Annotated in this window: 17 protein-coding genes; 4 read left to right on the top strand and 13 right to left on the bottom strand. The window is 47.4% G+C overall.

The features are described from left to right. Nucleotides 1–73: 73 nt before the first annotated feature. Nucleotides 74–514, top strand: coding sequence for a type II toxin-antitoxin system VapC family toxin (locus O9290_RS13780; protein ID WP_288057447.1), 441 nt, complete (start codon nt 74–76; stop codon nt 512–514). Between the two features lie 41 nt (nt 515–555). Further along, a complete protein-coding gene (locus O9290_RS13785) occupies nt 556–1,476 on the top strand; it encodes a hypothetical protein (protein ID WP_353852139.1) in 921 nt (306 codons plus the stop codon). Between the two features lie 217 nt (nt 1,477–1,693). Here O9290_RS13785 and O9290_RS13790 read toward each other — a convergent pair whose 3' ends face one another. From O9290_RS13790 to O9290_RS13845, 12 genes are all read right to left on the bottom strand, one after another. Continuing rightward, the gene (locus O9290_RS13790) at nt 1,694–5,122 is read right to left on the bottom strand and encodes a P-loop NTPase fold protein (protein ID WP_288057442.1); all 3,429 of its coding nucleotides are present in this window, start codon (nt 5,120–5,122) and stop codon (nt 1,694–1,696) included. 159 nt (nt 5,123–5,281) lie between these two features. Continuing rightward, a complete protein-coding gene (locus O9290_RS13795) occupies nt 5,282–7,516 on the bottom strand; it encodes a M6 family metalloprotease domain-containing protein (RefSeq protein ID WP_288087166.1) in 2,235 nt (744 codons plus the stop codon). A 63-nt stretch (nt 7,517–7,579) separates the two neighbouring features. Continuing rightward, a complete protein-coding gene (locus tag O9290_RS13800; RefSeq protein WP_002757546.1) occupies nt 7,580–7,903 on the bottom strand; it encodes a hypothetical protein in 324 nt (107 codons plus the stop codon). Between the two features lie 72 nt (nt 7,904–7,975). Beyond that, nucleotides 7,976–9,088, bottom strand: a complete 1,113-nt coding sequence (locus O9290_RS13805; RefSeq protein WP_002757543.1) for a cyanophycinase — start codon at nt 9,086–9,088, stop codon at nt 7,976–7,978. A 60-nt stretch (nt 9,089–9,148) separates the two neighbouring features. After that, nucleotides 9,149–10,144, bottom strand: coding sequence for a DUF2278 family protein (locus O9290_RS13810; protein WP_002757542.1), 996 nt, complete (start codon nt 10,142–10,144; stop codon nt 9,149–9,151). A 43-nt stretch (nt 10,145–10,187) separates the two neighbouring features. Beyond that, nucleotides 10,188–10,670 (bottom strand): protease inhibitor I42 family protein, encoded by a 483-nt coding sequence (locus O9290_RS13815; RefSeq protein WP_002757540.1) that lies wholly within the window; start codon nt 10,668–10,670, stop codon nt 10,188–10,190. 125 nt (nt 10,671–10,795) lie between these two features. After that, complete coding sequence (locus tag O9290_RS13820; RefSeq protein WP_002757538.1) at nt 10,796–11,608, bottom strand: C1 family peptidase; 813 nt, start codon at nt 11,606–11,608, stop codon at nt 10,796–10,798. Nucleotides 11,609–11,814: 206 nt separating this feature from the next. Further along, complete coding sequence (locus tag O9290_RS13825) at nt 11,815–15,192, bottom strand: protein-glutamine glutaminase family protein (protein WP_288054817.1); 3,378 nt, start codon at nt 15,190–15,192, stop codon at nt 11,815–11,817. Then, complete coding sequence (locus O9290_RS13830; RefSeq protein ID WP_287661937.1) at nt 15,185–15,370, bottom strand: alpha-amylase family glycosyl hydrolase; 186 nt, start codon at nt 15,368–15,370, stop codon at nt 15,185–15,187. Before O9290_RS13830 ends, O9290_RS13825 begins: the two co-directional genes overlap by 8 nt. Continuing rightward, complete coding sequence (locus O9290_RS13835) at nt 15,294–15,644, bottom strand: hypothetical protein (protein ID WP_288054821.1); 351 nt, start codon at nt 15,642–15,644, stop codon at nt 15,294–15,296. Before O9290_RS13835 ends, O9290_RS13830 begins: the two co-directional genes overlap by 77 nt. Before the next feature lie 436 nt (nt 15,645–16,080). Next, nucleotides 16,081–16,302, bottom strand: a complete 222-nt coding sequence (locus O9290_RS13840) for a PIN domain-containing protein (protein WP_288054819.1) — start codon at nt 16,300–16,302, stop codon at nt 16,081–16,083. Between the two features lie 133 nt (nt 16,303–16,435). Continuing rightward, nucleotides 16,436–16,795 (bottom strand): ribbon-helix-helix domain-containing protein, encoded by a 360-nt coding sequence (locus tag O9290_RS13845; RefSeq protein WP_002757532.1) that lies wholly within the window; start codon nt 16,793–16,795, stop codon nt 16,436–16,438. Between the two features lie 172 nt (nt 16,796–16,967). On the opposite strand from O9290_RS13845, the gene O9290_RS13850 reads away from it, so the two are divergent. Both O9290_RS13850 and O9290_RS13855 read left to right on the top strand, forming a co-directional pair. Next, the gene (locus O9290_RS13850; protein ID WP_288087168.1) at nt 16,968–17,786 is read left to right on the top strand and encodes a transposase family protein; all 819 of its coding nucleotides are present in this window, start codon (nt 16,968–16,970) and stop codon (nt 17,784–17,786) included. Between the two features lie 182 nt (nt 17,787–17,968). Beyond that, nucleotides 17,969–18,577, top strand: coding sequence for a heme-binding protein (locus tag O9290_RS13855; protein WP_288058567.1), 609 nt, complete (start codon nt 17,969–17,971; stop codon nt 18,575–18,577). A 2-nt stretch (nt 18,578–18,579) separates the two neighbouring features. Here O9290_RS13855 and O9290_RS13860 read toward each other — a convergent pair. After that, nucleotides 18,580–18,787 (bottom strand): DUF29 family protein (locus tag O9290_RS13860; RefSeq protein ID WP_288087169.1); only part of this gene is annotated, 208 nt, incomplete at its 5' end.

Below are 18,787 nucleotides of genomic sequence, written 5' to 3' on the forward strand. Positions count from 1 at the left end.
TTGGCCGCAGGGCTTGCGGTGTCAGTCTGTAGAGCGACCATAAGACCAGAACAGAGTAAATCTGTTAAGGCAGGTGCGAAAAATCCTTCGGGAAAGAAGCAGAAACCCAAATCGTGAGGTTTGGGAATCGCCGTCCGTTTACGGCGGCGAGGATGTCAACAAATATTTGTGTCCCGACGAACAGGAAGGAGCGGCGACGGAATTGGTCGGCCGGGCGCTATCGGGTCGGATCGTCCTCCCCTGTTTCGCATGGGCCGAAATCGCTTCGGTTTTGCGGAAAAAAATCAGGAGTGGTCTGCTAACGGAAGGGGAGGCGGGTCAACTCTATAGTGCCTTCGGGGAATTACCGATCGATTATGTCGATGGGGAAGATATTCGAGAGAGGGCGTGGGAGATGGCCCGGATGTACGGTTTACTGACGTTGTACGATGCGGTTTTTCTAGCCGTGGCCGAGAGAGAGAGAGCCAATTACAAAGACGGCCGACACGGTATTCTTGAAGGCTCTCGTTCCTAGACCGTCCTATGTGTTCGTTCTGGGTGGGGAGAATGAACGCGATGGCTAAAAGACGGTCGGAATGGACAGAAGACGAACTCGATGAAATGTTAGCTTCTGCGGGGCGCGGGGTAGAAGCGATCTCGCGTAGCGAGCGCTTTGCGATCGAGGTGGAGGTGATTCAATCCTCGCGACCGTTGAGCAAGGAGGAGGTCAGGGACAGGGAGCGGTTAGAGCGGGCGGTAGAACGGGCTTTCTACCAGGCCGGTTCCGCCCTGCAAGAACTGCGAGATCGACGGTTGTACCGGGACGGGTACGACTCCTGCGAGGATTATTGTCGGGGGCGATTCGGTCACAGTCGTCAGAAGGCCAACTATTTAATTACGGGGGCGGCGATCTACCGAACCCTGAGTGCCGCTAACTGCCCGCTCCTACCATCGAGCGAGTATCAGGTGCGCCCCCTGGCCGTCCTTGCCCCGCAACAACAACCCACCGTCTGGAATGAGGCCGTAGCGGAAGCTGGGGGCAGAACACCCGACCACCGAATCGTTCGCGAGACGGTGGGTAAATACCGGGACAAAGGGAAAGCGAATGTTTTCGAGGTGGGGGAAGTGGTCGGTATCCTTGCCAAAGATAACCCGCGCCTGAAAGGGAAAAACAACTGTTGGGCGATCGTTACTGCCGTTCACCCGCGCTCCTGCGATCTGCGACTTCACGATGGGGCGATCGATCTGGTTAAAATCGAGTACCTCAAGGAGTTGGGCTACACCGAAGGGGACTGTCAGACGGTGCGGCGATTATGCGAACGCAAAGCGCTCGCTACGCGAGATCGATTGTCGAGACTGAGGGAACGCGAGGACTTGGAAGATGCCGCCGTCGCCTTCTTAGGAATCTTGGGGAGATTACAGCGACCGTACCTGAGTGCGTTAGAAGAGGAAATGCTGACCATGCTAGAGAAGTATTACGGGGTAGTGACCGATTGATTTTCGTCCTTGATGGACTCGAATCGTTGGATCGAGGGTGAGATAACTGTTCAGCACGATATGGTGTTTAAAGCGATAACGCTCTTTTATCACTATAGGGAGGTTAGAATTAAGAAAAAGCCCTGAAAGCGAGAAGTGGTATATGGTTAAGCCTCGACCCGCCGTGCCGACGGCGAAATTTATGTTTTCAGATCGGTGTCAAGTGAACGCCTGATATCTACCCTTGATGAGAACGAACTGTTCTTTGGGAATCCTCCGGACTGTAGCCAATATCACCAAAAAAGCGGAATGAACGAACCAAATTAAAGGTTTCTAAATCAAATTGAGTTAGCGTTACGTCCTCCAGTAAGGCTGTCGCATCAAGGTTGAGTCTATTGTATTCTCGTTGCAAATAAGCATCACCAGGTTCCAGGGAAAGATCTGAAAAAAAATCAAGTATTTTCATTTCTTTTAGTTTTTTCTCATTGTCCTTTAACTCTTTCTCCTTGCTCTTTATTTCTTCTGCTTGAACTGTTTGATTTTTCTCCTCCAATTCTTTGAATCTCTTGAGACCTTGCTTTAATGTCTCGAACTTCTCAAACTCGAGGTCTAATTTTTCAAACACTTCCCGTATTAAATCAGGATAACGTGCTGACAGGGCAAGAACAGACAAAATAACTCTTGCTTGTTCATCACTTTTTTTTCCCATTTTGCTGGCGTGAAACTCACTGATTCTGAATATCTTGTAAATGTTCACTAATCGCTTAATTTTTCTGGGCGAGAGTTCAATTTGTTGACAGCATTTTAGCAATTCATCAAATTCTGTCTCAGTAAACTTGAGTGTGTCCAGGGTCAGCTTTGCTATTTGATCCGGTTGAGTAGAGACTGATTTGTCATTATTTGTTGTCTTAGTAACACCTATTTCAGTCCCTTGAGAGCTATTAGTGGATGTCTCTTTACTGGTAGCTTTGTTTTCTTCACGTTTACGCTCCACTTCCATTTGCTTGTCCAAGTAATTGAATAATGCTGAGTGAGCGATAGAACGTACCCGGTAAGGAATCTGAATAATTTTTTCCAGATAATCTATACCAGAGGGACTGCCTCTGGGAATCAGTACGTCTTTATAATACTTTTCTAAAGCACGGGTGATGTAACGCTCATCAATGGCAAGAACAGCAATGAAGAGAGGTGTTTTAACCAAAAGCTGGACAGCTTCTAGAACTTCGACAACACGATGAGGGGGGCAGCGGTCAAGATCATCAATGTAGATAAAGACGCGGGCTGAACCCCTAGGAAAGACTTTTTTGAGGTTTTCTAATTTGGTTTTAAATTCGGCTTCACTTTTCGGGGGTAATAGACTTATACTGAGTTTCCAAATATCTTCTTTAATTTGGTGCATTAACCCCAAATGTTTTTCGTAGCTATTGTCTTCTATGCGAGAACGAACAAAACTGCTTAATTTACCATATTGCTCTTGAGGTAATTTTGCTTCAGTTTCTGCGATCGCTTGTTCTATTTCTAAGGTTTCTTGTTCAAGTTGTATCTGATAAATTTCTAGATTATTTTTAACTCGAATGAATTGTTGAGTTTGCTGAGACAAACTTTTCAAAACTGGATCATTTTCTGTTCTCTCTTGTAATAATTTTTCAGGTTGTTTGGTTTTATATTCTTGGAGTTGTTCTTTGTAGTCTGTTAAGACAGATTCGACTTTTATGTACCATTTTTGACCAGATATAAGCAGTTTTTGTGCAACACCAATCGCAGGAACAAGTGGAATGATTAAACTGGCAATTTGTGCCCCGATATTTACTTGGGGAATTTTATCTACAATAATCGGTATTGCTACACTAGCTAACCCTAACATAACAAAACCAGTGATTAACCCAGAATTTTTTAAAAACCATTGTGTAAAGGCTTTATGAGTTAGATTAATTGTTCTAGTTTTACCATCGACATCTTGTTGAATTTTTCCTGATTCGAGAATCTGGCTAACTTTTGTTAATACGTCATCAAATTGTTTAGTATCTATATTTTGTTTTTCAAGTTCCTCCTTTATTTGACTGGAGATTATTTCAAAAACTGTTTCTCCTGCTTTTCCTAATCGGTTAATTAAAATGGTTTTCGCAATATCTAAACTTGAGTGAATCGCTTGTTGAACATTACTTTTTAGGTATTTTTCTCTTCCTTCATAGTCTGTTTCAATTTGAACAATTTTGTCTTTTATCTTATCTATCTGTTTTTGATTTTCGGATTTTTGTTGCTCAATTAAACTAAGTTTGGCTTGTTGACTTTCCTTTCTTTCTTGAAATTGTTTTTCAACTTTGCCGTATTGCTCCCATAAGAGTTCTTTCCATAGAATGCTGTCTGCTGTTGATAATGGGGGATCTTTCAGTAGGGCAAGTTTTTGTTGGGGTAGCACCCGATCTAAGAAATAGGCACGATCTTCTTCATTGGTTTCATAAAGAAATGACCAATAGAATCCTGTTTCGCGGAGAGCTTTGGCACGTGATGGCTCATTGTCAGAGTCTTCAGCGAGGACTCTGGCAAGTTTCTGTTCAAGCGATATCTGGCGATCTAATTCCAGAAAGATGGTTTGCATCAGACTAGCCCAAAGGTTATACTTAGCAAAAGTCCAGGCATCAAATTTGATTTGATAGATATGCCCAACATAGGGAAAAGCTTTTTTCTCTTCCGTACTCCATGCCTGTTCTTCCGTTAGGGATAAGCTACGAATTTCATTCATTCTCTGCTGCATCAGATTCATAATGAAAGACTTTCCGCTTCCCCATCCTCCCAAAATTCCTACTGCTAATGGTGGCTTCAAATCCCGCAGAAGCAACATATCAGCTAAGGCATTAGTCTCATTTTTAATACTAAGGAGATCGTCTCCTTCTTCCGAATCATTCAATAGCTTTTGACCACGAAGATTACTCTCTATTATTGGAATTGGATATCCAATATTTTTTATAAGATCTTTTGGCCAATTGAATGTCTTTAGTAGATCATCTACTAAATCGTGGTTAGTGATTGAATTCTTGATTTGCTTAACTGAATTCAAGCCCTGTAATAAAGCATCCGTAAGAACGCCATGAGTAGAGGTTTCTCCAGCATAACTATAATTAGCAGCAATAAAGCAACGATCATATTTTACTTCACTACTTGCTTGGGAAAACAAATCAATAAATAAATTACTGAAATCACTGTCTAGCCAAACAATTTGTTGTTTAACAGGACTTTTTTCAAGTTGATCGTGTAAACATTTCAGCGAAATACTTCTTGATTTAGGTTTAGGTGTAGGTTCAGACTGAGATTCGGTTAAAGGATCAGGGAAATCAGTCAGTAACAGGTCACCTTTTTGAGTTTCTTTTTCTTCTGCTCCATAGATTCCAGCACCATTACCAGAGAAGTAAAATAGTGCCGTTTCCGTATCTCCATCTTGAGGATTAAAGAGTTGCTCTATCAAAATTTTTAATTTATCAGGCTCATAAGGGTTTTTATGATCTTTATCTTGTTCTTTAAATTGATTGAGCAACACTTGGACTTCGTCAAATCGACCAAATGTTCGCAGTAACTGAGCGATATCCTCAGCATCTTTGAGAGAATGTTGTGGGCAAAAAATACTTCCTTTGTATTGATTGACTCCAATAACTAATGCTTTTCTTTTCATGATCTAAGCCAATTTATAAGTTAAATAACTTGAAACTGAAAATTTTATTCGCTTGTAACTGATTTAGATAAAGGAGCGATCGTCTCCATATCGGGTTTCAGATTTGCGCTCGCATCTTGCCCTCCGAAGAAGCGAGCGCACGGCTTCAAGGTTAGATCCTCAATACATCAATTGCAGCGACCATTTCTCCAGCTTGCCCGTATCCAGCCGTTGCAGGTCTTTGACCCGTAAGGACCAGTTGCCTTGAATCTGTTGCCCGACCAAGGCTTCTAGGGCAGGAGTAGATGTCCGGTCGTAGGTCATCCTCAGATCGTCTTTACTGCCCCCTGACATATTATGTAGGGTGACACTCTGACCAGAGGGAGCCACAATTTCCACCAGTAAGTCGCCAATGTAAGTGTGGGGGATGACTACCCCTACAGAGATATCCTTGAGGGTTCCTGACTGGGCAATTGCGATGGCGCTGCTGATTCCTGTGGGAGTATTGTCCGGAATTGACAGGTTCGGACTCACTTCACCTCGGGCAACTTGCCCCGCTGACTCGTACTCAATTTCGATGTTCCAGCGATTGAGCCGGCCGATGTCACGGGAGGCCAAATCTCGCACGTTCAAGAGCCAATATCCCGCAATCAATTCGCCGTTCAAAGCCGACAATGCAGTCGTGGAGCTTGAACTGTAGGTCTGTTGTAAATCTCGACGAGAGCCACCGGCGCGGTCGTGGAGCAGGACTTTCTTGCCAGACGGGGACTGCAACTCCACTTGCAGGTCGCCAATGTAGGTGTGGGTGATGTCTACGCCGACAGACAGGCTTTTGACTTTACCAGCTTGGCTGATGGCGATCGCACTGCTAATTCCTTCGCGCTTGTTATCGGGAATGAGCAGGTCAGCAGTGACCTTTCCCGTCACCACGTTGGAGGGGACTAGCGAACCCACCTTGAGGCGAATCACCTCACCGGGTTCTGAGATATCGGCAAGAGCCAGCCCTGAATCAGAGCTATCCCAGCCCCGGGTCGAAGGGGTTGTGGCGTAAGACAAGGCCACGCCATCCACTCGTTTAAACAGATCGGTGCTATCTCCTTGGTTGCGATTGCTTTCGAGATCCAGATGCCCGTCTGCTTGAAGCAAGCCACATTGGTAGTGGCGCTCGCGGGTTCCCCCCTGCCACTCGTTCGACCCCAGAGTATCGCAGTGATAGACCGCCAGTCCGCTATCGGGGAGGTAGGCATCTAGGCCGCGTTGAGTGCGGTTTTCGATGATGAAGTATTCATTAGCCCGATGGGTTTCATATTTCATCAGGGTGCCGTAGTCCCCCTGTTTGGACTCATAGACACCGGGAGAGTTCAAGCGGACTTGGCGATCACACCACCCGACCAGATCTCGCAAGTAGCCGCAGATGGAAGCGGGGGTGCGGCCGTTGTTGAGGTGGTTGCCAGCGGACATCAGGCAGTAATACCCCATGCCAGCACTCTTCTCAAAATCGCCATCCCGAGAGCCGTAGTCGTATAAGTCTGGGAAGCGGCAGAGGAGGTGGCCACTTTCATGGCAAAAGGTGCCGATGCTCAGGTCAACTCGCTGGCGGCCTAAGCTCTGGATCGTGTAGTAGCGAACTTTGATGCCGTTGTAGGTCAGGTTCAGTTCTGAGTTATGGGGCCAGAGGTTGCCTTCATAAACGGTGCGCCCGGCATACATGAAGCTCAGTGCATCGACGATGCCTTCACCGCGAGAGTCAAATTGAGACAGATCGATACCCAGTTGGTTGACCACTTTATCGAGGGCTTCCCGACAGAGGAGGTTCTGGACGTAGTAGCGTTGGTTCTGGCTCAGTTTAATCGGCCCCACCACCACATTCGAGTAGTCCAATTTGCCGTTGGACATCAGGTGGTAGTATTCGCGCACCGAGCAGAAGTTGCCATTTTCTCGATAGTTGGGGGCGTTTAACATCGCCTCCACGTCGGCGGCGGTAACTGCACTGGTGAGGTCGGCAAATTCAACCAGCACCGTTAAGCCGCGAATGTGTCCCTCACTGACGCGCCGCCCTTCCAGCAGCCCATTGTTAGGTCCGAGAGTCCTGGCCACGTTAGCAGCCGCACCGGGTTGTGGCGGTCGCAGGTCGGCATAGCGCCCTTCAAACTTGTCGTTGCGAATAGTTTCCGCTTCTTTCAGTCCCCGCCGGATGTCTGAGGGCGGGCGCTTGGAGATGGGAACGCCGCTGGAGGCAAATCGCCCACTCAGTAAGACGGCATAGCAGTAGAGTCCGCGCTCTGGATCGTAAACGGCGGTGTAACCATCCTTGGTTTCATAACGGGCATAGAATTCATCCCCGAAGACGACCAGTTCCACGTCGGGTCCATTGTCTTGTTGGAAGATTAGGGTTTCTCCAAATATGGCACTCATAATTTACTCCTTGTGTTGAGTTTAAATTTTCTCGAAAATCCAAAATCCAAAACGCCATGAGAATCACGATTGAGAAGGCAAGTCGGTATGAGACGGTCTCAGTTGGGTGTAACGCCGGGCAAATTTCTCCCGCCGGATGGGTTCAGCTTCCTCGAGGTGCGGCTGTAGTTCAGGTGGGGGCGCTTCCAGGATGGGAATGCCACTGGAAGCAAATTCACCCTCGCACAAGATGGCGTAGCCATATTGCCCCAGTTTGTCGTCGTAGATGACGGTATAACCGTCCTTGGTTTCGCGACGGGAATAGAACTCGTCACCGAAGACCACTAGCTCGACTTCAGGACCGTTTTCCTGGGGGAAGGTTAAGGTTTCTCCAAAGATGGCACTCATGGTTGACTCCTGATTTGAATGAGCGCGGATATCTTCTGAACCTGAAAGGGAGTTTCGCTCCCGTCGCTCAATTCAGCCACGATAGGGATTGCTAGAAGATATGCGTCCCCGCTTGACGCTGACTTGGTAATAATCGGTTGCGGGAATGTTTTTCAGGTCAAAGGTTTGACCATTTCTGACTCGCCAAACGCGGTAATTTGAGAAACTAAGAGGCTTATTTCGCTCGCAGACTTCCGGTTGGTGGTCGCCGAGAATTAAATAAGCTGAACCGTCCCGCTCGTTGGCCATGACCTGAGCCATCCCTTGTTGATTAATTACCAAGGACGTTCCTTCATCGATGCCGATGGCTAGGGCGCGAGGGGTGATACCATCTCTGAGCAAGCGAGCCACAAAGGCCATCGCTCGACCCATGCGATCATCCTGGTAGAAGTGGGTATCGACAATGGTTCCCTTGAGCGCCCGCCATTGGAATAAGTTGTCAGTAAAGAGGATATCTTCATAAGGATCGGCCAGGGCATCATCAGAGATAACGGCATCCGAGCAAGCATTGAAAATCCACTCCCCCTGAATCATCGCCCCCGCGCTAGTTCCCCCGATCGCACCGCCTCTGGCCTGAACTGACTCAATGGCAGCTTCAATCGCCGTTCCTTTAAAGTTGCGGGCATATTTGCATTGATCGCCCCCAGCGAGAAAGACGACTTCGGCCTTCTCGATCGCCTGAGCGATCTGGGGCTGTTCAGCTTCTTGGCGGGCGGGATTGGTAAAGACATAAGTTTCGATGGAGTCTAATCCTTGCAGCCGCTGTTGGGGGTCGAGCAAGAGGGAATGATATTTGAGGTAATCGTTTTTAATGTCAGGTTGTTTTTTTGACCGATCCCAGGCTTCCTGATCTTCGTCCGTCAGAAAGCGAAGCACGACTAGATCGACAGTTTTTGAGCAGTCCTGACAGCCTCGAACCTGGTCGATCGCCCATTGGATGGCTCGATCAACATCCGTCCCGCCGCCACCCAGGTCGTAAACCGGACCGACCAATGGCGGATTCACATCTTGACTATTGCCATTTGATTGATGCCAGACTTCAGCCCGGGCGGGGGCCGGGAAAAGCAGCAGCAGGCAACAGAAAACAACAGCCAAGGACATCAATTTTGATTTGGCGGGGAAAAGCTCTAGTACAGGTATCTTCATGGAAAGTTGACCTCCTCCTCAATCTAGGTTTAGGGACTTTCTTAAAGCCAAAAGTCAGGTTTAGAACAGGAGCGTCCATCCCTGCTTCTGAGCTTGTTCCTTGGTATAGGAAACCCCATGAACTTTGATGCTCCGAGCATTTAGCAGCGTGATGATGCCTCCCTCGTTGGACAGTTGTGCGTCCGCCCCGCTCAGTGGTACCGTCACGATGCCCCCTGCTTTGAGGCGGATGTCTTGTAAGCGAGACTTGCGTTTCTGCTTGTCTGCCAATGCCCAGCCTTTGAGATCGACAGCATCTGGCGAAACATTGATCAGTGTCACCGACTCCTTGCCTGGATCTGCTCCCAGGGGATTCACCAGTGCCGCTAGAATCCTCACGGCTGCCTCAACTGGAACCTCTGTAATCGCATCGCCCGTGCGATCATCGGTATGGAAAGATTGGGACTGGAACGCAAGAAAGATGCCGATCCATTGGTTGCGCGAGGGGAAATGAATCAGCAGTGCGCCATCCTGATAAACGCCGTTATCCTTTTGGAATCTGCCCACACTGCCCTGATTCATGTGGAGGTCGTGAATACCGCTGCCGGGGACAAAATCAAAGTATTGGTCGGGGTTTGTCGGTTCCGGCCCCCAAGAGGCTCCGAAGGCGTACAAAATCGCATCTTCAGCTTGAATAGCCCGCTGAAGGTACAAGTCAATCAACTCTTTCAAGTCATTGCCAGGTCCGGGAACGTCCGGGGGCAGTGGCTTCATGTCTTCGGGACGGAACAAATTCCCGCGAATAAAATCCAGAGCCACACCTCCGGGTTGGCTTTCCAGTTTGTGGAATCCTAAACTGAAGTTCGCTAACTGATTTAAGATTGGGTGTTGAAAGGCATCATTGACTAGATACAGCAAATCCGAAGGGCTTTCTTGGGATTTGACGTTGATGGCGATGCGGTGTTTTTTCTGCCCATCGCTTACCAAAACCTGATAATGGGGCGAAGAATCGGTCTGGGGATCGATTTTGCGTTCCAAAGCCCGACATTTTAATACTCCATAGGTTGCTAGAGACATTTTTTCAATACCTCCTTTTGAGATAATCAGCACTAGGACTCAATCACTGAACCTGAATATTGACTGTGAACTGCTCAATTCCTCTAGTCTCAGGTTCCCATGAACGCCGCCGCCTGAGTTGAATCTGAGCCGTTCCAGTGGACTTCGCCCTAAAATGGAAGGTCCGCGTACCCCCACCGCCTGTACCAGATCCGGGTGCTACCGAGTAATCTGAACCGGGGAACTCGACAAGCTGATTGTCAACTCCGCTGATTTCCCAATGATAGCCGGTAGTGGGGTTTTCTGGGAGACGGATGGCAATTAAATCGCCCGCCTGCACCTCGAATGTTTTCCCCTGATCGCTGTCTAAAATTACAATTTCCGACATACCAGAATTCCTTCCTAATGAATTGTCACTATTACAGGCTGCATGGGCCGGGTTAGCTACGAGACAGATTAAGATCATCCCCAGGGTCAAAGCTATCCAGCGTACAGCAGTGAGGTTTAAATTGCTCAAATCCTTGAAAGTAGATTCGCGTTGAAACATGGAAGTTTTGAGTTAGAAATGAGGTTGGGAAACAGGTTAGATAAGCTTTATCACCCCTGCTCCTCCGAAAACAGTCGCATTTAATCAGATTTCCCTATCTCCTCAAGATAGAGTTTTGAGATAGCCTACGGTTCATTTTCCACTTGACGAATCGTCCAGAAATCGTCAGCTAGGTTATCGTCCAACAGATAAGCATAGGGGATGGTAAAGTAGCCTTGCATTCCCCAGTCTTTCCCCCAGGAGTTGCGGACGATAAACCGCCGTTGGCTATCATCATAACCGACGGCTAACACGGCATGACCCCCCAATAATTGTTCATTGGGAGACGGCATGGGGACGCGACCTGTTTGTTTCACCTCTTGACTTTCAAAGCTCTCGTAAACACTGAACCCAAAGACGAAGGGATAGCCGGATGCTAAACATCCCTTCATCTGATTGAGGTTTCGCACTAGCCGGCTGTAAAGAATTGCTTGGTGTTTGGCCGCGACTTCATAACATTTTGGGGTAGGTTTTTTAATAAACCTGACCTGATAATCAGGATCGTAGGGCCAGATGCCCTCAGGTCCCGGATGCTGTTTGGTTTTTTCCTCTGGACAAGCGCCTTGCTTGCCAACGCTTTTAATGCCATCACGAATCATGGCGCCGCTATCTTCGTTCACAGTCCCTTCCATGACCCGTTCGTTGTAGTAAATAAACAAGCGGGAAGGGGTAAAAATATCCGTCAATTTCTGCTTCATTTGATCGAACTCAAGGGCACTAGCAATGGCATTGGCGGTACAACTGCCCAACTGTTCTTGATCGTAGATGTGGGGACAATTAGGGCGGAGATCGACCTTGGCTGGTAAAGCTCTCAGTGCCGTAACGGGTGCAGCGTAAAGCAGATCTCGATGATCTGGTAAGTCAGGAACCCATCCATAACGTTTGTTTGTGCGTGTCATTTTTTCAACTCCTGTTTAATCTAAAAAAGATGTGAACTTTCTACTTTGTGGCATGGACATCTCAGAAGTACGATCGCTTCTTTCCTGTTTCAAAAACTGCGATCGCATTGTTGTCAAGTTGAGTAGCTCAAGGGAATTTCACCTCCTGTTGGATTTTAGCGATCGCGTATTGCCTTTTCAAAAAGCGATCGCCTTCCTCAATAAGCTCAGAAACATTTTCGAGAACGTCCGATCAAACTTGCGATAGCTGTTAGAGCAACAGCGCCACAGAGAACTGGTACAAGTTGCGGTGACGATGCTCCAAGTAGTACCAAGATTGCCAGTATCAAGGCACCAATGCCTGCACCCGCCACAATAACCCGCAGCTTGCTGCAAATATTGGGCTGACACTGAATGACCCAGGTTAAGGCGATCACAGCTAGGAAGACTGCAATCACTGCGACAGTTACCCAATTGGTCATTATGCCGAGGGCAACGATGAAAATTGTCAGTGAGACGGCACAGATGATAGCTAATGTTCGGCAGAGCCGTACTTTCTGCCAGTCTCCAGTCGGTGATGCTTCAACCTGGCTAGAATCGCCACCGAGCGCGTCAACCCGATTAGCAATCTGTTCAACATAACGGTTGAAAACAGGGAACCAACGGTTATTTTCGGGGATGGACTGCTGAACCCAGCGGAGATTGGATAATATGCGTTCTTCCGGTCCGAGCATTTCCTCTTTCGTCCGAACCGGAATCGTAAGCTGGAATGTGCCAAGGATGCGCCGCCATTTCCTTGAATGTTCTACAATCGCCAGGTTTTCCGACGGCGAGTCTTGCAGACGTGGCTCAATCGGAAGTTCTTTGCCTGTACTCGTCACTTGCCGGACAACTACCGTGAAAACCTCGTCTCGCCTTACTGTTGGGGGTAAATCGATTGACAGCAACCCGGCTAAATTGGTGTCCGATCCGGGTGGAATGGGTATATAGGTGATGCCATCCGTCGGGCAACGCAGAGTATGATCGTCGATCCGAATCAATCGGTGTGATCTGTACATCTGCACGGCCATTTCCAGGATATGGGTGACGCTGACACTTGGCAGATAGAGGGTTGCAAGGCTTCCGACTGGGGTGTTTCCCCAGTCAATCATCAATTCGTCCGGGATCTCATCAGGACCAAGATTTGCCCGTGTCGGTCGGATGTCAAAGGTATTGGGGATGCGGCGGGATGCGAGGTTGCCAGGATTTGGGGATTCAACGATCATGAGATTCCGCTGGGCGAGTTTGTCAGAGGATCCTGGAGTCGCATTGGGTGGAATCGGATCGGGATCAAAGGCAATTTCGGCAACGAGACACTGGTGCTTGTTGCGGATATGTTCATAGATTGTTTTACGATCCGCTGCTGGATAGGGTCCATCCATCGGTGATGCTTGGAACGGAAACTGAGGTTGGGAGGACTGGTTGATGTCTAACCAGCAACCGAAGTAGTTGTAACTCTCTGCCCCTGTTGTGTCGGGTTGAAGCGTCTGCACATTCGCTGGGTCAGGTTGGTCGTTCAGGGTCTTGGTTGGATCCGATGAATCAATTCGTGGTGCGGCAAAGCAGGGAATACTGATTACCTCGCCGCCCGCAATTCCTCCCTGAATTCCAAGGAGCGGGATGATCGTGCCGGCTTTTCCGCCGCGACGGTAGGTCGTTGACTGGTTGTATTCCAATGAGGTCGTCGAGGCTGGGAAAAGTCGAAAGAATACCCGCACGTCTTTCGCCTCTTTGATTTTCGATCGATAGTGTACCCGAGCGATCGCAAAGTTAAAAACAGGCGTCAGCGTCCCGTTGACTTTAACTTTTTCGGAGAGTTCTAGTTTGGATGTCTGCTGATCGATGGAGATATCGTCAAAGGTCTGTCCACCAGTGGTGCCATTGTTCAAGTTGGCAATCACTTGCTCGATGAAGTCCGGAGCCTGATCGGGCGCGTTCCCCATGGTCTTGCCAAACTGCGACTCGCCTGCCTTAATTTGGAACACCCGCAGATCTCCGCTCAACCAGGAAACTGGACCATCGACTTCGTAGGGATTGGGCTGCTTGATCAGGTAGATGGTCGCACTGCTTGATACGCTCACGGTTGGATCTGTCGCGCTTGCGATCGATGCTGTTAGCTTCACTTTCTTAATATCATCAATAAAACCATTTGCAAATCCATCTTTGTTTATGAATTCCACCTGATAGATCCAGGTCAAGCGCTGACGGCGTGGAAGATGCGACTTGTCCTCCATATCAAGGTGAACAGCCTTAACCGACATTCCTGGTACAGGTGGTGAAATTTCAACCAGGGGTACTACATTCGGCGGATCATTTAGCGTAGTGGTAGTAATTCCCAAACAATCAGGATCATACTTGTTAGGCGAGTAGTAATCCTTAACTTTGGCTGGATGGAATCCATCCACAACCACGTAGAACGCTGCTTTTATAACTGCTGGAGTTGAATGTTCCAGCATAGCAGCAACTTCATCCTCACCGAATGTGCTGCGATCGATGATCAACTGGCAAGACTTTGCAATAGGACATATATACGGTGAAGAACCATAGACATCGCATAGTCCATCTAATAAAATCCTGTACTGCTCCATGTCATTATTGGCTGTCTCTTGCGTTGCCGTCCCTCCACCATGCCCGTACTTCGTCCATGAAGAAGGCGTAAGTGTTGCAATGGTGTCAGTCTGGCGTAATCGCCATTCTTCAGGAGTAACTGGTTGATCACAGAGGGAAGGGTCGATGACCATTTTTAGGTCTGGTCCGCTGGTTTGTTTGACCATCAGAGTTGGTGCTACATGCCAACACCAAAAAACTTGGCAATCGGGCACATTTGAGCTACGGGCAAGTAAATTGCAACCCGTCGAATCAATCCAGATTTTTTCGGGTGTTTCTCCCTTCGCCATCATCAAGTAGCACATCAGATGTGCCCTGATCCAGCATCCGTCATAGGGGTATTTATACGGGATACAGGGATCGGTAGAGGAGCAGGGCACACAGGATTGCGCTTGCATCAGATTAAAAAGTTCTACCGCTCTATCCCAAGTAACGGGCGGATCGGGGGCGGATGGAGCTGGTGGCTCGGTAGGGCGATCAATGCCAAAGGATTGAGGGAGCGGTCTGATATCGATAATTTCAAAGTCTTGCTGGGTTGATGTAACCAGAATGGCAGCATCGTTCGCCAGTGCCGCTTGCAGTGCATTCAACATCTGCTGAAAATCGGGATGATTGCGCAGCAGATAGTGGCGGGCTTGAGAAGTATGGAAGGCTACATAAACAACTTCTTCATCTTCATTGATGCGCCAAACCCTGGCAGCTTCGGGAACACATAATTTTGTGATGATAGTTGTCTCAGGATCAATTTCTACATAGACTGGTCTGTTATTTCTCTGAAGGTAATCAATCATTCGCCCCCAAGCTTTGGCAGGAGGATAGCTGAGATCCAAAAGACCCACTCGATCGCCTTCAAAGTTCACCGTCATAACCTGTGATTCTTGGGATGGAAGGGATCTCAGAATTTCCCTAGATGGAGACAGTTTCCTGATCTTATCTATCAGTGCATTAGAATTAGACATTTTTAGTTCCTCCGTATGTAGTTGATTGTTCTATAGCGGTTCTCACACCTGTGCCGTAGCTGTGATAAGTTTCCCGAAACCGAACCTGTTTAAAAATAGGGCTAATCCAGAGTGCCGTCACCCCCAATCGTTTCAGATAGCCGATTTTGCTCTCTAACCCCTTGAGCGTCCCTCCCACATATTTGACTCCTGCTTCGCGCTGCTCGGGCTGCATCCGCCTCGGTTTTCACGGCATTTTCCGCACCAGCCGGACTGTAGGGTGGGGTTGTCCCGCTCCGGACTAAATTCCCCTCGTTGTCCTTGTACCCGTTTTCACGACCATCGGAGAAGCGATCGAGCATCAAGAAATAGAACGTTTGGTCTTCCCAGGTGATCGGCGACGGGAACAATCCCCCTGCCGGTGATAGGGATGCAAAATTCAGTTCGCTTAAGCGTTGAACGGTTGTCGTCATGGGATTTTTCCTCTCAATCTTTCAAACTACTCATCCTGTCCGCCGCTCTTTTAATTCCTACTTAAAAAGCTTTTTTCTAGGCATGAGGTCGTTGGCTTATTCCCTCCTTGTTGACCGTCTTCATGTATATTTTTTGACTTTTTGATGTTCTTCTTCTAGGGTAAAGTGAAAGTATAGTAAAGTGCAGTTAAATTTTCAAAACTTAATTTTTCCTAGCCTGTCCACTCACTTATTTTTAACAAAAGTTAAGGACTCCCTCTCAAATAGTTTTTGGTAAGTTCGATTCTTTCTTTTGGCTTCCTGGTATCTTTTGAAGCTACACTTTCAGCGATACCGATCTGAAGCAATTCTCTTAAGATCGAATAATCGCAAAATCGGCGATGCTATTTCCCGTTATCAACCCATCGACCGCCCGAAAATGCTTGTCATAGCTAAATCAAGCCAGATTATATTGTAGAGCGGTCGCCGCAATCCACATATCGTTAGTCGCAATCGGATTGCCATTTTTCCTCAAGTAATAATAAACTCTAGAGTAATATTCGGCGGTATCGCAATCGATCTCGCGTAGCGAGCGCTTTGCGTTCGCAAAACAGTTAATTTTGGATATTTCCAAAAATTGCTTAAGTTTCCTTCGGTTATATTCTTCTCTAGAACTCAACGCAAAACCACCATAAATTCTCCTAAAATTACACTATTTAAACCGATTAAAGGCGTGTTTCTAATAACCTCAAATGTTTCAAAAATATTACGTTTAAAAGTGGTATAAGCGTTGGTATCCAGTAGAATCGGTCTTAGCTCCGCAAACTTTCCTCAACTGCTCGAAAGGCTTCTGTATTTTGTAAAAAATCCATCTCATCCGCCTCTGTCCAAGTTCCAGCTAATTGAGATAATAAAGTCTGATCGGAATCGGCATTATTTGTTTCTGAATCCTGCAATAAAAATTTGATCAGTTTCAACTTTTCATGTCTCGATAAATTATGTAATTGCGATAATAAATTTTGGTTTTCGAGACCGTTGACAGGGCTTATGTGCCAATCTATTGCACGTCGGATGATCTCGGCCTCGCTGAGTCCCGTTCGTCGAGCGCTCTCTTTTAGTAAATTATCCTGTTCGGCTTCGATATAAATTTGCTTGCGGATTTTGCTGACCATAGCCGAATTCGATTATCTATATACATTAGATGAGACTTGTTGCGTAATAGTGGCATAATGGGGAAGAAACAATGATTGGATATCCCCTTGAATGCTGAACATTGGCAGAATATTGCATCAAGATAGACTCTTGAGAGCGACCACAGGACTCAATAGAAGAGCGTTTGAGACCTTGTTAGAGAAATTTGAACAGGTGTATTTGGCGGAAGCAGACAACAGGGAAAAGCCAAGAAAAAGAAAAATCGGAGCTGGCCGGAAAGCTAGATTGCAAAGCATCAGAGAGAAATTATTCTATATCCTGTTTTACTTGAAGTGCTATCCAACCTTTGACTTGGCGGCAGTATTGTTCGATTTTGACCGCTCACAAGCGAATAGATGGGTACATCGCCTACAACCAATTTTAGAAAAGGTTTTAGGAGAAAAAAAGGTACTGCCCCTTAGAAAAATCGAGAGTATCGAGGAATTTATCCAACATTTTCCAGAGGTGAAAGAAGTGATAGTCGAGGGGACCTTCATACCGATAGCTCGTCCCAAAGACGCGGAAAAACAGAAAGAGAACTACTCAGGAAAGAAAAAGCGATGCACCCGAAAAAACCTAGCAGCTAGTGCAGAAGACAAGAGGATTTTGGTGTTAACCCCTACGACTAGCGGAAAAACCCATGATAAAAAGATACAAGATCAAGAAGACTTAATTGGCGGCATCCCTGAGCAAATCCCAGTCTTGGTTGATTCAGGATTTCAGGGAGTGCAAAAACAGTATGTAAATATCCGTTTGCCCCACAAAAAACCGAAGGGAGGAGAGTTAACAGCAGAACAAAAACAAGAAAATCGAGAACTAGCCAAAGAAAGAGTTGTGGGTGAAAATGCTTTTTCTGGGGTGAAAAGATACCGTGCAGTTTCCGATATTTATAGGAATCGTGTAGCTAATTTTGATGATCAATTAATCTTAACGGCTTGTGGATTATGGAATTTTTATTTAGCGGCAGCATAAGCATTGATTAAAAGGAGAAGCAAGCTGAATTTCTGACAAAACAATTCATTCGGCTTTTTCTTATTTTGCAACAAGTCTATTATACATTACTAAAACTATTGCGAGGAGGCGCGTTTCGATAACGGGATGTCAACGGAAGTGAACTCGTCCCACAATAGAGATGTCCCTGCGACTGCTCGATCATGAAACCATATCACCTGTTAATTTCCCTCGGTTTTATCGCCTTAGCCGCCCTTGCGATCGGGGTCTATCAAGCTTCCAGCGCTCCCCTACCCGCAGGATTTCCGACCCCGACCCCGAACGGACGGATCGAGGTGAAGAACTATCCCGCCTATCGGGCTGCCACCTACCGTTATCGGGGTCAATTGTCCGAGGCGGCCAACCGGTCGTTTTATCCCCTCTACCAACACATTAGCTCGAACGATATCTCCATGACCGCGCCCGTCGAAACTCGTTACCCTGACAGCACCCGAACGGGAGCGACATCGGGAGAGGCCGAAGTTTCCTTTCTCTACCGCGACACCGACACTTACCCGAAAGAGGTGGCCGATAATATTCGGATCGAGGATGTACCACCCATGACGGTGGTGAGTTTGGGATTACAGGGAGGTTACGATTTTGATAGCTACCAACAGGGATTGACCCGACTGAACGAATGGCTGGCAGAACATCCGGGCTACCGGGCGATCGGTTCCCCCCGTCGCTTTTTCTATGATAGTCCCTACGTTCCCGATCCCCTGAAACGGAGCGAGATAGAGATCCCTGTGGAGGCGGTATCGTCGAATCGTTGAACTCATGACCAATCCTGACTGGTATCGCAGAGGAAATGGTCGGTCATGATGTCCTCGAAGGTGAAAAGACAGTGAGAGGGAAAAGTCCGTATCGGTAAGTCTGTGTCTCGCAAAGCCAAATCGACTCCGGCCTCGAAAGCATCGGATAAAGCCGTCGGTATCCGGGATTTTAAACTAGGATTGCCCTGTAGATGCCGTCTGATCGCTCGT

This window comes from Microcystis sp. LE19-41.2A (assembly GCF_027530405.1).
In the GTDB taxonomy this organism is placed as follows: Bacteria; Cyanobacteriota; Cyanobacteriia; order Cyanobacteriales; family Microcystaceae; genus Microcystis; species Microcystis aeruginosa.